Here is a 15,691-nt window from a genome sequence, read left to right as displayed (position 1 = left end):
AGACACCATTGCCGCGCCTTTCCGATCGCCCGCACCCTGAGCCACCGGTCGGCAACCACCCCACCCTGTTCATGAAGAAATCCGTAGTGCCACCTTCCCCTTGGGGCGGGCTTTCGCTAGATGAAGCGCGACCAGAAAGAGGCATTCGACATGGCGATGGACAAGACATTCGATGCGGCCCGGGCCGAGGCGCGCCTGTACGAGGCGTGGGAGAAGGCCGGTTGCTTCAGGGCCGGGGCGAATGCCTCGCGTGCCGGAACCTACTGCGTCATGATCCCGCCGCCGAACGTGACCGGCAGCCTGCATATGGGTCATGCGTTCAACAACACGCTGCAGGACATCCTGGTGCGCTGGCACCGGATGCGCGGGTTCGACACGCTGTGGCAGCCCGGCCAGGACCATGCCGGCATCGCGACGCAGATGGTGGTCGAGCGCAAGCTGGCCGCCGAAGGCAAACCGCCGCGCCGCGACTGGAGTCGCGAGGATTTCACCGCCGAGATCTGGAAGTGGAAGACCGAGAGTGGCGACACGATCATCAACCAGCTCAAGCGGCTGGGAGCCTCCTGCGACTGGTCACGCAACGCTTTCACCATGTCCGGTGCCCCGGGCGCGCCCAAGGGAGAAGAGGGCAATTTCCACGATGCGGTGATCAAGGTCTTTGTCGAGATGTACAACAAGGGCCTGATCTATCGCGGCAAGCGACTGGTCAACTGGGACCCGCATTTCGAAACCGCGATTTCCGATCTCGAGGTCGAGAATATCGAGGTTGCGGGCCACATGTGGCACTTCAAGTACCCGCTCGCCAATGGCGCGACCTATGAGTATGTCGAGAAGGACGAAGACGGCACCGTCACCCTGCGCGAAACCCGCGACTACATCGCCATCGCCACAACCCGGCCCGAGACCATGCTGGGCGACGGCGCGGTCGCGGTGCATCCATCCGATGAGCGTTACGCGCCCATTGTCGGGCAGCTCTGCGAAATCCCGGTCGGCCCGAAAGAGCACCGCCGCCTGATCCCGATCATCACCGACGACTACCCGGACCCCGATTTCGGCAGTGGCGCGGTCAAGATCACCGGGGCGCACGATTTCAACGACTATCAGGTCGCCAAGCGCGGCGGCATCCCGATGTACAATCTGATGGACACCAAGGGCGCGATGCGTGCCGACGGCAAACCCTATGCCGAGGAGGCCGCCGTGGCACAGGCCATCGCGGCGGGCGAGCAGAATTTCGACGAGGCGATGATCGCGGCGATGAACCTGGTGCCCGACGAATATCGCGGGCTGGACCGGTTCGAAGCCCGCAAACGCGTCGTGGCCGACATCACCGCCGAGGGATTGGCCGTGACGCATCCGGTTGCAACGACCGATGCCGAGACGGGGGAGGAGATCACGGTTCAGGAACCGCTGGTCGAAAACAAGCCGATCATGCAGCCCTTCGGCGACCGCTCCAAGGTCGTGATCGAACCGATGCTGACGGATCAGTGGTTCGTGGACACCGGCAAGATCGTCGGACCGGCGCTGGACGCGGTGCGCAACGGCGACGTGAAAATCCTGCCCGTGCGCGAGGAAAAGGTTTATTTCCACTGGCTCGACAATATCGAACCGTGGTGCATCTCCCGCCAGCTCTGGTGGGGGCACCAGATTCCCGTCTGGTACGGGCTTGACCTGTCCGCAGAGGATTTCAAGGACGATGAGAACGACGGACAGCTCGACCTGGTCGAACTGGGTCGTCTGCTGAACGAGGGCGGCATGCTGAATCGTGGCCCCGTGATGGAATGCGCCGCCAGCTTCCAAGACGTTACCGACAAGTTTCTCGATGACAACGCCGACATTCCCAGCCCGCTGAGCCACGCCACCACGATCGAGGTCGCCGACAAGCACGAGGCGATCCACCGCTTCGCCGAAAGCCTCGCACAATACGCGGTCAGCCAGGACCCGACGCAGCTGGTTTATCCGGTCTGGCGCGATCCCGACGTGCTGGACACATGGTTCTCCTCCGGGCTCTGGCCCATCGGAACGCTGGGCTGGCCCGAGGACACCGAGGAACTGAATAAATACTTCCCGACCAGTGACCTGATCACCGGCACCGATATCCTGTTCTTCTGGGTCGCTCGGATGATGATGATGCAATTGTCCGTGGTCGGTGAGATCCCGTTCAGGACGGTCTATCTGCATGGGCTGGTGCGCGACGCCAAGGGCAAGAAGATGTCCAAGTCGACCGGCAACGTGGTCGACCCGCTCGACCTGATCGACGAGTACGGCGCGGATGCGCTGCGCTTCACCAATGCGGCCATGGCATCGCTTGGCGGCGCGCTGAAGCTGGATACGCAACGTATCGCGGGCTATCGCAATTTCGGCACCAAGCTGTGGAACGCGATGCGCTTTGCCGAGATGAACGAGGTGTTCACCGCCGCAGGCACCGGTCTCCCCGCTCCGACGCAGACCCTGAACAAGTGGATCATCGGCGAGGTCGCCAAGGTGCGTATCGAGGTTGACGACGCGCTGGCAGGCTATCGGTTCAACGACGCGGCCAACGCGCTCTATGCCTTTGTCTGGGGCAAGGTCTGCGACTGGTATGTGGAATTCTCCAAGCCGCTGCTGCTCGACGACAACCCGGCGCGCGAAGAGACCCGGCAGGTGATGAAATGGGTTCTGGACCAGTGCCTGCTGATGCTGCACCCCATCATGCCCTTCATCACCGAAGAACTGTGGGAGCTGTCGGGGCAGCGCGACAAGATGCTGATCCACGGCGACTGGCCGAGCTATGGCGCCGAACTGGTGGATTCAGAGGCCGATCACGAGATGAACTGGGTGATCGGGCTGATCGAAAGCGTGCGTTCGGCGCGCGCGCAGATGCACGTGCCAGCGGGGCTCTACGTGCCGATGCTGGTCACCGATATCGACGCGCGGGGGCGCGCTGCCTGGCAGCGCAACGAAACCCTGATCAAGCGGTTGGCCCGGATCGAAAGCCTGAGCGACGCGGAAGAATTGCCGAAAGGCACGGTCGCGATCACGGCGGAAGGCGCGCGCTTCGGCCTGCCCCTGGCCGGGATCATCGACATTGCCGAGGAACAGGCGCGTCTGGAGAAGACGCTGGGCAAGCTGGCCAAGGAACTGGGCGGCCTGCGTGGGCGCCTGAACAACCCGAAATTCGCCGAAAGCGCCCCGCCAGAGGTGGTCGAGGAAACCCGCGCCAACCTCGCCGCGCGCGAAGAGGAAGAAGCCAAGATCAAGGACGCGCTGGCGCGGTTGGCCGAACTGGCCTGACCACGCCCGCGCGTTCGGGTCACTTGAACTTGGGTTTGCGTCCCTGCATCTGGGCGGCGATCACTTCCATCTGATCGGGCTGGCCGATCAGGCCGGCGGATTCGCGGGACTCTGCCATCAGGACGTCGGCGCGCTCTTCAGTTTCCGCGACCTCGATCAGGCGCTTGGCGGCGCGGATGGCCGAGGGGCTCTTGCCGGCGATATCGGCGGCCATGTCGAGCGCCGCGGTCAGCGGATCGTCCGAGATCGAGGTGACTAGGCCCCAGCGTTCGGCCTGATCGGCCTGGATCGGCCGCGCGGTGTAGGTCAGTTGGCGCAGTACGTCCGAGCGCACCAGCCGCGGCAACAGCACCATGCCGCCGAGATCTGGCACGAGGCCCCACTTCATCTCCATCAACGACAGCTTGGCGTTGGGAGCGGCGATGCGAATGTCGGCCCCCAGCGCCAGTTGCAGACCGCCGCCATAGACCGCACCGTGAAGGGCCGCGATCACCGGCACCGGAACGCGACGCCAGCACAGCGCCATTTCCTGCATCAGGTTGGTGTCGCCATGGGTCCGCCCCATCAGCCATTCGGTCGGATCGACCTGCCCCATCTTGGCGAAACTGGCGAGGTCGAGCCCGGCGCAGAAGCTCTTGCCCTCGCCCGACAGCACCACGGCGCGGGCATCGGACGCCGCGACTTCCTCGCCGGCATGCACGATCGCCTCGAACATCGCATCATCGAGCGCGTTCATCTTGTCGCCACGGGTCAGCGTGACCTGTGCAATGTGGTCTTCGTATGTGATCGAAACGCGCGCCATGTCCTGCCTCCTGGTCTGATCCGAGCGCATGTTGACCCGATTTCCGCCCGGTTGACCAGCCGAACGTCAGGGCACGGCAGGTTGCCCGGCGGCGGGTTTGCAATCGCGTGGCCGATCTGCAAAGGCTCCGCCATGGATGACTCGGCCCCTCCCCCCGGTGCCCCGGCGCCGCGCAAGCGCGATGCCGCGCGCCGACTCGCCTGGACTATCGCGGGCCTGTTGGCGCTGGCGCTCGGCCTGATCGGGGTCGTTCTGCCGGTGCTGCCGACGACGCCGCTCGTCATTCTCGCGGCCTTCTGTTTTTCGAGCGGCTCGCCCCGCTTGCGGCGCTGGTTGCTGGCGCACCGGGTGTTCGGCCCGGTGATCGCCGACTGGGAGGCGCATGGCGCGATCCCGCGCCCGATCAAGCGGCTGTCCTGCGCCGTCATGGCGTTGGTCTTCGCGGCCAACGTCTGGGCCGGGGTTTCCCCTTGGGTTCTCGTCGTGCAGGCCATCTGCCTGTCGGGCGCCGCAACTTATGTGTTGACGCGACCCGACGGGCCAGGCTGAGCACTGCTTGCCCTTGCCCGAACGCGTGGGTTAACTGCGCTCATGACCGGACCCAGATACACCCCGCTTGCCCGATCCCTGCCCGCCACGGTGCCCTTCGTCGGCCCCGAGACCCAGGAGCGCGCCCGCGGCGCCCCCTTTGCCGCGCGCCTCGGTGCCAACGAAAGCGTGTTCGGCCCCTCCCCCAAGGCGATCGCCGCCCTGCAGGGAGCCGCTGGCGACATCTGGATGTATGGCGACCCCGAGAACCACGACCTGCGCGCGGCACTTGCCGCCCATCACGGCGTGACGCCCGATCATGTCGTCGTCGGCGAGGGCATCGACGGGCTGCTGGGATATCTCGTGCGACTGCTGGTCGGACCCGGGGACCATGTCGTCACGTCGGATGGGGCTTATCCGACATTCAACTACCATGTGGCCGGCTATGGCGGCACGCTGCACAAGGTGCCTTATGTGAATGACCGCGAGGATCCGGCCAGCCTGTTCACCAAGGCAGCCGACGTTGATGCCAAGCTGGTCTACCTGGCCAACCCGGACAACCCGATGGGAAGCTGGCACAGCGGTGCGGACATCGTCGCGGCACTGGATGGCCTGCCCGAGGGTTGCCTGCTGGTCCTGGACGAAGCCTATGTCGAATGCGCGCCCGAGGGGACGGCCGCCCCGGTCGATGCCGACGACCCGAGACTGATCCGCATGCGGACGTTTTCCAAGGTGCACGGGCTGGCAGGAGCGCGTGTCGGCTACGGGTTGGCGGCACCCGATCTGGTCTTGGCCTTCAACAAGGTGCGCAACCATTTCGGAATGAACCGTGCAGCGCAGGCCGCCGCGCTGGCAGCCCTTGGCGACACGGACTGGTTGCGCCACGTTCAGGACCAGATCGACGCGGCGCGCACCCGCATCGGCGACATCGCACGCGAGAACGGCCTCGCGCCATTGCCCTCGGCGACGAATTTCACCGCCATCGATTGCGGCGCCGACGGGGTCTTTGCCAAGGCCGTGCTGGATGGGCTGATCGAACGCGGGATATTCGTGCGGATGCCGTTCGCGGCCCCCCAGAACCGCTGCATTCGGGTCAGTTGCGGCACGCCCGCCGATCTTGACGCCCTTGCCGCCGCGCTGCCCGAGGCGCTGGCGGCAGCGCGTCGCCGATCACCGGAGTGTTGACGGGCAATCAGCGGATCGGGGATAAAACCGTATCAATCGTGGGGGCGTGCAAAAGGGACCATGCCATGAACGACGACAGACCCGGCGCCGCCCCGAACTATACCACTGCCGCCCTGACGATGATGGCGATCAATCTGATCTGGGTCTTCGGCCTGCTCTGGGCGATCTTCGGCTTCGTGCCTGTGCTGCTCGTGGCATTGGCTCTGCATCACGGCATCGACCGGCTGTCCGCGCGGCGTAACGCCGGCTGACAATGGCCGATCAGCGCCCGGCGATCACCCGGGCCGCCGCCGCCACCCCGCCGGTGTAATGCGGAACCTCAAGCGCGCAGAGCCCCGCCTCGATCCCGCCCAACATCCCCAGAACCATCTGCCCGTTGACGTGGCCCATGTGGCCCAACCGGAAGAACCCGTGCCAGGCCGGATCGCCCGGCGCGGCCATGCCCAGCCCGATCCCGAGGGTCAGACCCAGATTCTCCTGCACCCAGTTCCTGAGCGCCGTGCCCTGCGGGGGTTGCAGCCGCAGCGCCGTGACCGCGTGGCTGCGATACGCCCGGTCTTCGATGTTGAGCCTGAGCGGCCCGTCGGCCTGCCCCCAGGTCTCGCAGGCGGTCCAGATCGCCTCGGCCAGACGCTGATGGCGCGCCCAGACATGTTCGATCCCCTCGGCGTGGATCATGTCGAGCGCCGTGCGCAGACCATAAAGATGCTGGGTCGGGGCGGTGCCGCCGAAATACTGGTAGAACTCGGCCGGATCGCCGCGCGGCCCCCAATCCCAATATCGACTGACCCGCGGCATCGCGGCGCGTACCGCGGCAGCCTTGTCGTTGAAGAACACGAAGCTGATTCCCGGCGGCACCATCAAGCCCTTCTGGCAGCCGGTCACCATCACGTCGACGCCCCAGGCGTCCATCTCGAACCGGTCACAGCCGAGCGACGCGATGCAATCGGCCATCAGGAGCGCCGGATGGCCGACGTCGTCCAGCACCGCGCGCAGACCGGCGATGTCGTTGCGCACGGAACTCGACGTGTCCACATGCACCGCCAGCACCGCCTTGATCGCATGCGCATTGTCGTCGCGCAGAGCATCCCGGATCCGGTCGAGATCCATGGGTGAGGATTTCCCGAAATCGATCACGTCGACCTCGGCCCCAAGCCCCTCTGCCATCTCTCCCCAGCCGATGCCGAAGCGTCCGGTCGCAGGCACAAGCACCCGTTCGCCCGGCGCGATCACGTTGGCCAGCGCCGCTTCCCAGGCGCCATGTCCGTTGCAGATATAGATCGCGGCGGAATGCTCGGTCCGGGCGATGCGCTTGAGGTCGGGAATCAGCGTCGCCGTCATTTCGATCAGCGCACCTGCATAGATATTGGGCGCCGGACGATGCATGGCCTGCAACACCGCATCGGGGATCACCGACGGTCCCGGAATCGCGAGGTATTCGCGCCCCTGCGCAAGCGAAAGCGGATGAGTCATGCGGTCCTCTCGACTGATACCGGATCACCCTAGCCGCGGCGGCGGCAAGGTCAATCCACCGGTGCGCGGGTTGCGCTGTTGTCGTCACGTGGTTAAATGGCGCCACCACGAAACCGGGGCGTGCTGCCTCCGCCGTCAATCGGATCAACAGCTTATGCGCACCCAGCCCAAATCCGCACCGGAACTGCTGAGGTGGCTCTGGCGCAACTATTTGCACCAGCACACCGGCACGATGGCCTTTGCCATGCTGTTCATGGTGATCGAGGGCAGCATGGTCGGTGCCGTCAGCTACATGATGCAGCCGATGTTCGACCTGGTGTTCGTCGAAGGCAACGCTTCGGCGCTGAAATGGGTCAGCGTGACCTTCCTTGTGATCTTCGCGGTGCGCGGGCTGTCCGGGGTGGTTCAGAAGGTTCTGCTGGCGCGCGTGTCGCAACTGACGGCCGCGCATCTGAGAGTGGACCTGATGAAGCGCATGGTGCGCCAGGACACTTCGTTTCACCAGACCCATCCACCGGGCTTTCTGATCCAACGCATCCAGGGTGATGTCGGGTCGATCAATATCGTCTGGCAGGGCATCATCACCGGGGCCGGGCGCGATCTCATTTCACTGATCGTGCTGATCGGTGTCGCGGTCAATGTCGACCTTGTCTGGACCGCGATCATGCTGGTGGGCGTGCCGCTGATGTTCCTTCCCATCGGCGTGGCGCAACGCTACGTGCGCAAGAAGGCCTCGGCCGCGCGCGATCTGGGCGCCACCCTGTCGACCCGGCTGGACGAGGTTTTTCATGGCATCACGCCGATCAAGCTGAACCGGCTCGAGGACTACCAGGTCGGCCGCTACGAAGGCCATTCGGACACCTTCGTGCGCTCGGAGATCCGCGCCTCCTTCGGCACCGCCGTCATCACCGGCCTGATCGACATCATGGCCGGGATCGGGTTCATGGGCGTGCTGCTCTACGGCGGCGCCGAGATCATCTCGGGCGAGAAGACCGTCGGCCAGTTCATGAGTTTCTTCACCGCGATCGGGCTGGCGTTCGATCCGATGCGCCGACTGGCGAGCCTGAGCGGAGCATGGCAGGCCGCCGCGGCGGCTCTGGAACGGCTGAAGGAACTGATGGACGCGCCGATCAAGCTGACCTCGCCGGAAAACCCGGTTCCCGCCCCAAAGGGGTTGCCGACCGTCGATCTGAAGAACGTGACGCTGAACTATGGCGAGGCGCGCATCCTCGACGATCTGACCCTCCATGCGGAAGCGGGCAAGACCACCGCGCTGGTCGGGGCATCGGGGGCGGGCAAGTCGACGATCTTCAATGTCCTGACGCGCCTCGTCGATCCGCGGGAGGGCAAGGTGCAGGTGGGCGGCGTCGATGTAAACCGGATCGCGCTCGACGACCTGCGCGACCTGTTCTCGGTGGTCAGCCAAGAAGCCGTGCTGTTCGACGAGTCCTTGCGCGAGAACATACTTCTGGGCCGTCAGGGGATCAGCGACGCCGATCTGAAGCCGGTGCTGGATGCCGCGCATGTGTCGGACTTCCTCGCCACCTTGCCCAACGGGCTCGACACGCTGGTGGGGCCGCGCGGCTCGGCCCTGTCGGGTGGCCAGCGCCAGCGCGTAATCATCGCTCGCGCGCTGCTGCGCAACACGCCGATTCTGCTCCTGGACGAAGCGACCAGCGCGCTTGACGCGCAGTCCGAGAAGGTGGTGCAGAGCGCGCTCGACAAGCTGGCGGGGGGACGCACCACACTCGTCATCGCGCATCGCTTGTCGACCATCGTCAACGCAGACAAGATCGTCGTGATGGACAAGGGCCGTGTCGTGGACGAAGGCACCCATCAGGAATTGCTGGCAGGCGGCGGTATCTATGCCGATCTCTACCACCTGCAATACCAGGGCGGCAAAACCGTGATAGACCCCAAGGGTGCGGCGGCTCTGCTGCCGCGCGCACCGCAGTTGACCGCGCCGGAACCGTCCCTGATGCGCCGGATCGCGCAACGCCTGTTCGGATAGCCTCAGCGGCGGTACGAGGCCGCGAGCCGTTCCGGATCGGTCCCGGCCATGTAGCGCCCCAAGGTCCAGAGGTTGCGTGCACCACGCCTGACCCATCCCTCGCTCTGATACCGCACCGCGCTGGTCATCGCACGTTGCGGCAGCGCCACAAGCGGCCCCTTCAGCGCCCGGACAAGAGCGACGTCTTCCATCAGGGGCTGATCCGGATACCCGCCAGCTTGGTCATACGCGGCGCGGCTCAGCAGAAGGCCCTGGTCGCCATAAGGCAGCCGCAGGGTTCGAGCGCGCAGGTTCGCCCAGCCCGCGACCCAGACCGGGCCGATCCCACGGGCGCGAAAGCCGAGGCGGAAATACGCTGCAGCCGACTGATCCGAGGCGACATGATCCGAAACGGAGCGCGCCCAGCCTTCCTCGAGTTCCGTATCCGCGTGCAGGATCAGCAACCATCGCCCGCGCGCTTGCGCCACGCCGCGCCGCAACTGGCCGCCGCGCGACGCCGGACCCTGCACGAGGCGTGCCCCCGCCTCGTCAGCGATCCGCAGGGTCGCGTCGGCGCTGCCGCCATCGGTGACGATCAGTTCGCGAATCAATCCTGCCGTGACCCCTTCCATCAATGCCGAAAGGCAGCCCGGCAGCACCGCTTCGGCGTTCAATGTCGGAATGACGATGGAGATTTCGGCGGACATGGGTCTTTTCCTGTTCACGGGCTGCGCGATACCTATATCAAGCCTACATGAAATTCAGGAGGGGCCCGATGACGCAACGCCGCATTCTTCGACTGACCGGCCGGGACACCGACAGCTTCCTGCAAGGCCTGGTCACAAACGATATCTCCCGGCTGAAGGACGGTCTTGTCTATGCGGCGCTGCTGACGCCGCAGGGCAAGTACATCGCCGACTTCATGCTGTTGCGGGATGGCGACGGCGTGTTTCTGGACGTGGCCGAACCACTGGCCGACGACCTGGTGAAACGGCTGAACATGTACAAGCTGCGCGCCGACGTGCGCATCGCCGAGTCGGGGCTGAACCTGCAACGAGGCACCGGGCCCGCACCCGGAGGCGCCTTTCCCGACCCTCGGCACCCGGATCTCGGCTGGCGCGCTTACAGTGCGGCTCCCGAAAGCGATGACGGAACCGATTGGGCCGCCATTCGCGTCGCCAATTGCATTCCCGAAAGCGGCATCGAACTGACCCCGGACACGTTCATCCTGGAAGCCGGGTTCGAACCTCTGAACGGAGTCGATTTCCGGAAAGGCTGCTATGTCGGTCAGGAAGTCACCGCACGCATGAAACACAAGACAGAACTGCGCAAGGGCCTGCGCCGGGTGGAGATCAAAGGCGAGGCCCCTGTCGGCACGCCGATCACGCGCGATGGCAAGCCATTGGGCACACTCTTTACCCAGTCGGGCGATCGCGCGCTGGCCTATCTGCGGCTGGACCGGGCGGGCGAAGGCATGGTCGCGGGCCCGGCATCGGTGAAGCTGGCCTGAGCCCCTTTCGCAGGCGGCATTCCGCGCGCCCCGTGACAGAGCACGGACGATCCGACGCCCGCGCCTGTCCCGCTTGGTCGGCCAATCGAACTGTGGGCACAACCAAGAGCTGCGCCAGCACCCCCCGCAGATCAGGCGAGACGCAACGTCACGCCCGCTCGGAATACTCCATGGTTTCGGTGTTCACGACGATCATCTCGTCCTGTCCAACGAACGGCGGCACCATGACCTTCAGCCCGTTGTCGAGGATCGCCGGCTTGAACGAGTTTGCGGCGGTCTGTCCCTTCACCACCGGTTCGGTTTCGACGATCTTGCAGGTGACCTTCTGCGGCAACGACGCGCTGAGCGCTTCGGACTCGTGGAACTCGACCACGACAGTCATTCCGTCCTGCAGGAAGGGACGACGGTCGCCCAGAATTTCTGCTGGAAGTTCAACCTGTTCATAGGTTTCCGCATCCATGAACACGAGCATCCCGTCGTTTTCGTACAGGAACTGCTGATCCTTCTGTTCGAGGCGCACGCGCTCGACCTTGTCGGCGCTGCGAAAGCGTTCGTTCAACTTGGACCCGTTGCGCAGGTTGCGCAGTTCGACCTGGGCGAAGGCGCCGCCCTTGCCGGGCTTCACATGGTCCACCTTGACCGCAGCCCACAGGCCGCCGTTGTGGTCCAGAACGTTGCCGGGCCGGATTTCATTGCCGTTGATCTTGGGCATGGTCAGAACCTTTACAAATGCTTGATAGCCACTTTGCGGCTCCTATATATGGCGGGCTACAGGCTGGCAAGACAACGAAATATCGTGCTGCACCTGCAGAAAGCCATGCGCTCAATGCAAGGGTGTTATGCATTTTCGGGGTATCCGAATCGATATCGATCGGTCATAAAGAACGCCACGCCGAAAAACGCAAGAGCAAGAATAACAAAGGAAACGAGATGAGAGATTTCGTTGACGGCACAGCCTTTAACAACGAACAAGGCAATCGTGCACGCAAACTTTTTGCCGCCGTTGTGCTGGCTGCACTGGATGACGCCATAGCCGACGACAAGAAATACGGCAATGGTCCTGAACAAATCGCCCGCTGGGCGCGCTCTCGCGATGGTCGCGAGGTGCTGTCCTGCGCCGGGATCGATCCCAACGAACGTGTCGTGGCCGGCCTGATGGAATTCGTCGGGCGGGGTGTGCGCACCTCCGTCGCCCTGTCTCGCGAAGAGAGCGAACGCCGCAACGCCGCGCAGCAGGCCGAAGCCGCCTGATCCAACAAATACGTGCGTTTTGAAAACACGCTGCCAATCCTTGGCAGCGTGTTTTCATTTTGTCTTTCGGGATGCCTTGGGGACGGTCGCCGTTCAGTTTCGACAGGTTGCGCCCGGCAAACCGACCAGGTCAGTCGAATTCGTGTGCGGTCATCGCGCGATTGATCTCGCGGCGCACCAGCTTGCGTACGTTCCGCGTGATCCGTTCGCCAAGCGGCCCCTGCAGCTCCTCGCGCACGATCTCGGCCACCATCGAGCGCAGCATGTCAGGATCGACCTGGGCGAGTTGTTCAAGCCTGGCCGTGCGATCGGCGTCGGCGGTCGCAGTCTCTTGCGTTCCCGAATTGGCATCCTGCGCATGCGGCTCACGCGATCGAGGCTCTGCACCGGTCTCGTCGTCGGCCATGCCCTCACATGTCTCCGCCGGCCCTGCCGCGATCATGTGCTCGGCTTGCAGCAGAAACGGATCGCTGTTGCCATGGTTGATCTTGGCATCATCCGTATCCGGTGCTTTCGGCACATCCTCCCTCCGGTACTGACCCAGCGCGAGCGGTACTGCCATCTGCGCCTTGGGTGCGACGGCAAGTTCGCGTGGAACACGCAAGGCGGGCGTCAGGATGAAACGCTCTGGCGCCGACGACGCGGATACACTCGCATCGACGGCCGATGCTGTCTCATCCGTCACGATCCGCCGGATCGAGGACAGGACATCTTCGACGTGAATGGATTTTGCAGGATCACTCATCGCGCTACCGCTCTCTCCTTGCTTGCAAGACTACCCTTCCGACGGCCTGAACGGCAACCGATAGCGCCAATTGTCACCGTTTCCCGATCGCCTCGAGCACCCGGTCGAGATCGCGGGATTGTTTGGAGACCCGCGCGGGCGCGTCCTTGGCCAGGTTGTAGTAGATGGTCGGATCATAGATCGGAACCGCGAGGCCCAGCCGTTCGGCTGTCAACAGGCCCTGCGACGCAACCAGCTGATACGAGGCGATGATCTCCTCGGCACGGGCTGAAATCTGTGCCGTCAGCGCGTCCAGAAGCTCCTGCTCGGCCGCGAGAACGTCGAGGGTCGTGCGCGCACCCAGCGTAGCTTCCTCGCGGATGCCGTCAAAGGCGACCTGCGCCGCGCGCACCCGTTCGGCACTGGCCTCGAGACTGGCACGTGCTACTTCCAAACGCACGAAGGCGTTGGCGACGTTCTGCACCGTGTCACGCTGGACATTCAGAAGGTTGCCGCGGGCTGCGTCCCGATTGGCCATCGCCCTGCGGATGTTGGATTGCAGCGCGCCACCGCTGTAGATCGGCTGGTTGAAATTCAACGACACCTCGGCGTCGTTGCCGTCAAGAGCCCGGTTCCAATCCTCGGACAAGCCGACCCGCGCGGTGCCAGTGAGATTCGGACCCAGCTTCTTCGTTTCGCTGACGATCTGCAATTCACGCGCGGCCACGGTGCGTTGTGCCGACAGGATATCCGGGTGATACCGGACCGCCACGGCTTGCGCCGCGTCGATCGACGTCGGGCGCTCGGGCAGGTTCGTCGGCGTGACCAACTGTCCGGGTTCGCGCCCCACCGCATTCACATACTCGGACCGGGCGTTCACCAGCAGGCCGCGCGCAGCGGCCAGGTTGCTGCGCGCGGCCGCGAGCCGGGATTCCGCCAAGGCGACGTCGGTTCGCGTGACTTCCCCGACTTCGAACCGGTCCTGCGCCGCGCGCAATTCCTCGCCCAGCACCCGCACGTTGTTCTCGCGGAGCGAAACGTTCTCGGTCTGAAGGATCACGTCGATATAGGCGGTGACCGCTCGAAACAGCACACGCTGTTCGAAAGACAGGAGCGATTGCCGGGTGGCGAGCACGAGTTCCTTGGCAGCCTGCACCGTGATCCGGCGCACCCCGTTGTCAAACAGCGTCATCGTCGCCTCCAGATCGGTCGTGATCCGCGAGGTCGCCAGTTCGCCGAAGCTGTTGCTCGTGTTGAAGCTGCTGTTGCTGGCGATCGCGCGGGCGACGAATTGCACCACCGGGCGCAGGCTGGCCACCGCAGTGGCAACATCCTCGTCCGCCGCCCTGAGCACGGCACGGTTCTGTTCAAGAAGACCGCTGGTGTTGTAGGCCCCGATCAGCGCGTCCGCGAGGTTCTCGGCCCGGGCCGTGCTTCCCACTGTCAGAAGCGGCACCGCGATCGCTGCCATCGCGGTGGCCTTCAGCCATCCGGCTATCCCTGGTCTGCTCATTTCAGCCTCCTGCCGCCGGATTTAATTGTTTTCTTTCCGGCGATCTCTCTGTGTCGGCCCTGCCCCGTGTCAGACTGCTGTCACAAGGCGAAGGCCTCTTGCTTCCGAAACCCCGGCAGAACCGGGGCACCCGCGTTGAACTCGAACCGCCACGAGATCGCGCCGCCGGACTTGTAGCCGATCCGAACGACACCCAATGCGTCCTCCATGAACAGGCAGGCGATGCGGCCGCCCTCTTTCAACTGGTCCGCAATCGCGTCGGGCAATGTGCCGATCCCTCCTTCGATCAGGATCACGTCATAGGGTCCGTGCTCCGCAGCGCCCTGCGCAAGCGCGCCGGTATGGACGATCACATTGTCTACGCCGGCATCGGCGAGCGCGGTCTCTGCCTCGGCGGCCATCGTCTCGTCCTCTTCCAGCGCCACCACAACCTGCGCCATACGCGCCACGACCGCGGAGGAGTAGCCATGCGCGCAGCCGATATCCAGCACCATCTCGTCGCCGGAAATATCGAGCGCATCGAGCATCTTCGCCAGCGTCCGCGGTTCCAGCACGACACGCCCGTCACCCAAGTCGATATTCTCGCCCGCATAGGCCGCTTCGCGCAGCGCGTCGGGCAGGAAAACCTCGCGCGGGACGGACAGCATCGCATCGATGATCGGGAACTTGGTCACGTCCGAGGGGCGGACCTGCGTGTCGACCATCATGCGGCGGCGGGCGGCGTAATCTGTCATGGCCAAAATCTTCCGTTCAGACTGATATCGAGGTTTTGACACATTGTATCTGCCCCGGCAACGGGGAGCGACGCGAATTCGCCCATTGTGACACTTGCGGCGCAGCGGCGGATCGGCTATCAGCCGGATCGCACCAAAGCGCGGCGAGTTGGCGGAGTGGTGACGCAGCGGATTGCAAATCCGTGTACACCGGTTCGATTCCGGTACTCGCCTCCAAGTGTTTTCCGAATTTTGACGGCTTTTGCGCCCACTTAAGGTTGCAAGTGCAATGTCTGCGATCGTTCCATTTGGATATTGACGGCAATATCCCGTTTTCTTCGGGCGATTTTGCACCGCCAGAAACCAAAAAATTGCCGTTATCCTTGGTGAGTGCGCCTGTGACTTGCGGGCCCTGGCCGTATGCAGCTCGTGGCAAAAGCAGCTCGCCTGGACCTATCCTCAAGCGACAGCGGCGAGTCGGTGCTGAAACCCAGTGACCTTGGCCTTGACCCGGTCCGCCGGCTTCCACGACGGAATTGCTGTTCCGGAAGGAATGCGACCAAGTGCCGAGCGGTCAGCAAGAACAGCCCGAGTGGCTGCGTGTCGCCGCAAACTGTCTTGAACTGACGGCAATACGCAGGACAAGCGCTGAGGTACGACCTGCTTGTCGACCTTCCCAATTCCGCCAAACACGTCGGCGTGTCGGGTTGCTCCGCGCTGCTCGGTCCCTGT

General features: G+C 64.2%; 14 protein-coding genes and 1 tRNA gene. 8 read left to right on the top strand and 7 right to left on the bottom strand.

The window, feature by feature from the left end:
* The first annotated feature begins 150 nt into the window (after window positions 1–150).
* Complete coding sequence (locus JF290_RS07630) at window positions 151–3,270, top strand: valine--tRNA ligase (protein WP_199024357.1); 3,120 nt, start codon at window positions 151–153, stop codon at window positions 3,268–3,270.
* Between the two features lie 19 nt (window positions 3,271–3,289).
* Here JF290_RS07630 and JF290_RS07625 read toward each other — a convergent pair whose 3' ends face one another.
* Window positions 3,290–4,072 (bottom strand): crotonase/enoyl-CoA hydratase family protein, encoded by a 783-nt coding sequence (locus JF290_RS07625; protein ID WP_199024245.1) that lies wholly within the window; start codon window positions 4,070–4,072, stop codon window positions 3,290–3,292.
* A gap of 132 nt (window positions 4,073–4,204) precedes the next feature.
* Between JF290_RS07625 and JF290_RS07620 the strand changes: the two genes are divergently transcribed.
* The 3 genes from JF290_RS07620 to JF290_RS07610 all read left to right on the top strand — a co-directional run bounded on the left by JF290_RS07620 (window position 4,205) and on the right by JF290_RS07610 (window position 6,036).
* Complete coding sequence (locus JF290_RS07620) at window positions 4,205–4,621, top strand: YbaN family protein (protein ID WP_199024244.1); 417 nt, start codon at window positions 4,205–4,207, stop codon at window positions 4,619–4,621.
* 42 nt (window positions 4,622–4,663) lie between these two features.
* Window positions 4,664–5,785, top strand: coding sequence for a pyridoxal phosphate-dependent aminotransferase (locus tag JF290_RS07615; protein ID WP_199024243.1), 1,122 nt, complete (start codon window positions 4,664–4,666; stop codon window positions 5,783–5,785).
* A gap of 65 nt (window positions 5,786–5,850) precedes the next feature.
* Window positions 5,851–6,036, top strand: a complete 186-nt coding sequence (locus JF290_RS07610; RefSeq protein WP_199024242.1) for a hypothetical protein — start codon at window positions 5,851–5,853, stop codon at window positions 6,034–6,036.
* Between the two features lie 10 nt (window positions 6,037–6,046).
* Here the strand turns inward: JF290_RS07610 and JF290_RS07605 are convergent, their stop codons facing one another.
* Window positions 6,047–7,258 carry a pyridoxal-phosphate-dependent aminotransferase family protein gene (locus JF290_RS07605; protein WP_199024241.1) on the bottom strand — a complete coding sequence of 404 codons (1,212 nt, stop codon included), beginning with the start codon at window positions 7,256–7,258 and terminating at the stop codon, window positions 6,047–6,049.
* Window positions 7,259–7,412: 154 nt separating this feature from the next.
* On the opposite strand from JF290_RS07605, the gene JF290_RS07600 reads away from it, so the two are divergent.
* Window positions 7,413–9,269, top strand: coding sequence for an ABC transporter ATP-binding protein (locus JF290_RS07600; RefSeq protein ID WP_199024240.1), 1,857 nt, complete (start codon window positions 7,413–7,415; stop codon window positions 9,267–9,269).
* A gap of 2 nt (window positions 9,270–9,271) precedes the next feature.
* On the opposite strand, the gene JF290_RS07595 is transcribed toward JF290_RS07600, so the two are convergent.
* Window positions 9,272–9,955, bottom strand: a complete 684-nt coding sequence (locus JF290_RS07595; RefSeq protein ID WP_199024239.1) for a TIGR04283 family arsenosugar biosynthesis glycosyltransferase — start codon at window positions 9,953–9,955, stop codon at window positions 9,272–9,274.
* A gap of 68 nt (window positions 9,956–10,023) precedes the next feature.
* Between JF290_RS07595 and ygfZ the strand changes: the two genes are divergently transcribed.
* Window positions 10,024–10,758 (top strand): CAF17-like 4Fe-4S cluster assembly/insertion protein YgfZ, encoded by a 735-nt coding sequence (gene ygfZ, locus JF290_RS07590; RefSeq protein ID WP_199024238.1) that lies wholly within the window; start codon window positions 10,024–10,026, stop codon window positions 10,756–10,758.
* A gap of 148 nt (window positions 10,759–10,906) precedes the next feature.
* Here the strand turns inward: ygfZ and efp are convergent, their stop codons facing one another.
* A complete protein-coding gene (gene efp / locus JF290_RS07585) occupies window positions 10,907–11,470 on the bottom strand; it encodes an elongation factor P (RefSeq protein ID WP_199024237.1) in 564 nt (187 codons plus the stop codon).
* Between the two features lie 218 nt (window positions 11,471–11,688).
* Here efp and JF290_RS07580 point away from each other — a divergent pair, with 218 nt between their 5' ends.
* Window positions 11,689–12,009 carry a DUF6280 family protein gene (locus JF290_RS07580; RefSeq protein WP_199024356.1) on the top strand — a complete coding sequence of 107 codons (321 nt, stop codon included), beginning with the start codon at window positions 11,689–11,691 and terminating at the stop codon, window positions 12,007–12,009.
* A 130-nt stretch (window positions 12,010–12,139) separates the two neighbouring features.
* Here JF290_RS07580 and JF290_RS07575 read toward each other — a convergent pair whose 3' ends face one another.
* The 3 genes from JF290_RS07575 to JF290_RS07565 form a co-directional block, all read right to left on the bottom strand.
* A complete protein-coding gene (locus JF290_RS07575) occupies window positions 12,140–12,754 on the bottom strand; it encodes a hypothetical protein (RefSeq protein ID WP_199024236.1) in 615 nt (204 codons plus the stop codon).
* Between the two features lie 73 nt (window positions 12,755–12,827).
* Window positions 12,828–14,246 carry a TolC family outer membrane protein gene (locus tag JF290_RS07570; protein ID WP_233155192.1) on the bottom strand — a complete coding sequence of 473 codons (1,419 nt, stop codon included), beginning with the start codon at window positions 14,244–14,246 and terminating at the stop codon, window positions 12,828–12,830.
* Window positions 14,247–14,326: 80 nt separating this feature from the next.
* Window positions 14,327–14,980: a protein-L-isoaspartate O-methyltransferase family protein gene (locus JF290_RS07565; protein WP_199024235.1), complete on the bottom strand. Its 654-nt coding sequence runs from the start codon at window positions 14,978–14,980 to the stop codon at window positions 14,327–14,329.
* Between the two features lie 142 nt (window positions 14,981–15,122).
* Between JF290_RS07565 and JF290_RS07560 the strand changes: the two genes are divergently transcribed.
* Window positions 15,123–15,196, top strand: a tRNA-Cys gene (locus tag JF290_RS07560).
* Window positions 15,197–15,691 lie beyond the last annotated feature (495 nt).

It is taken from the genome of Sedimentitalea arenosa, from assembly GCF_016428585.1.
Lineage (GTDB): Bacteria > Pseudomonadota > Alphaproteobacteria > Rhodobacterales > Rhodobacteraceae > Sedimentitalea > Sedimentitalea arenosa.
This window is presented reverse-complemented; position numbering and strand designations above follow the sequence as displayed.

Bases quoted from the DNA above. Each gene is read 5' to 3' on its own strand.
- JF290_RS07630 (WP_199024357.1), top strand. From the start codon at position 151: ATGGCGATGGACAAGACATTCGATGCGGCCCGGGCCGAGGCGCGCCTG.
- JF290_RS07625 (WP_199024245.1), bottom strand. From the start codon at position 4,072: ATGGCGCGCGTTTCGATCACATACGAAGACCACATTGCACAGGTCACG.
- JF290_RS07620 (WP_199024244.1), top strand. From the start codon at position 4,205: ATGGATGACTCGGCCCCTCCCCCCGGTGCCCCGGCGCCGCGCAAGCGC.
- JF290_RS07615 (WP_199024243.1), top strand. From the start codon at position 4,664: ATGACCGGACCCAGATACACCCCGCTTGCCCGATCCCTGCCCGCCACG.
- JF290_RS07610 (WP_199024242.1), top strand. From the start codon at position 5,851: ATGAACGACGACAGACCCGGCGCCGCCCCGAACTATACCACTGCCGCC.
- JF290_RS07605 (WP_199024241.1), bottom strand. From the start codon at position 7,258: ATGACTCATCCGCTTTCGCTTGCGCAGGGGCGCGAATACCTCGCGATT.
- JF290_RS07600 (WP_199024240.1), top strand. From the start codon at position 7,413: ATGCGCACCCAGCCCAAATCCGCACCGGAACTGCTGAGGTGGCTCTGG.
- JF290_RS07595 (WP_199024239.1), bottom strand. From the start codon at position 9,955: ATGTCCGCCGAAATCTCCATCGTCATTCCGACATTGAACGCCGAAGCG.
- ygfZ (WP_199024238.1), top strand. From the start codon at position 10,024: ATGACGCAACGCCGCATTCTTCGACTGACCGGCCGGGACACCGACAGC.
- efp (WP_199024237.1), bottom strand. From the start codon at position 11,470: ATGCCCAAGATCAACGGCAATGAAATCCGGCCCGGCAACGTTCTGGAC.
- JF290_RS07580 (WP_199024356.1), top strand. From the start codon at position 11,689: ATGAGAGATTTCGTTGACGGCACAGCCTTTAACAACGAACAAGGCAAT.
- JF290_RS07575 (WP_199024236.1), bottom strand. From the start codon at position 12,754: ATGAGTGATCCTGCAAAATCCATTCACGTCGAAGATGTCCTGTCCTCG.
- JF290_RS07570 (WP_233155192.1), bottom strand. From the start codon at position 14,246: ATGAGCAGACCAGGGATAGCCGGATGGCTGAAGGCCACCGCGATGGCA.
- JF290_RS07565 (WP_199024235.1), bottom strand. From the start codon at position 14,980: ATGACAGATTACGCCGCCCGCCGCCGCATGATGGTCGACACGCAGGTC.